The sequence below is a fragment of the Chitinophaga sp. GbtcB8 genome, assembly GCF_019091455.1.
In the GTDB taxonomy this organism is placed as follows: Bacteria; Bacteroidota; Bacteroidia; order Chitinophagales; family Chitinophagaceae; genus Chitinophaga.
On sequence record NZ_JAGXJN010000104.1, the window covers coordinates 1 to 381 of the forward strand.

Sequence of the window (381 nt, forward strand, 5' to 3'; positions counted from 1 at the left end):
CCGGCGCCTTCTGTATGGAAGGTGTGGATCACGCGGCCGTTAATGGCGTTCATGGTATCTTCCAGGAAGCCGGCTTCATTCAGCGTATCAGTATGTATAGCTATTTGCACATCCAGCTTATCCGCTACTTTCAGGGAAGCGTCTATTACTGCGGGCGTAGCGCCCCAGTCTTCATGGATCTTCAGGCCTAAAGCGCCTGCTTCCACCTGCTCTTCCAAAGGTGCGGTGGTAGCGCAGTTGCCCTTACCAAAAAATCCCAGGTTCATGGGGTAAGCTTCTGCGGCCTGCAACATGCGTTGTATATTCCATTTACCCGGTGTAACCGTGGTAGCGCTGGTGCCATCAGCGGGGCCGGTGCGGCCGCCGATCATGGTGGTAATA

Annotated in this window: 1 protein-coding gene; it reads right to left on the reverse strand. The window is 54.9% G+C overall.

Annotated elements, in window-relative coordinates; genetic code table 11:
• Positions 1 to 381: amidohydrolase family protein (locus KVT36_RS31575; RefSeq protein ID WP_217607406.1), on the reverse strand; the 381-nt coding region annotated here is incomplete at both ends.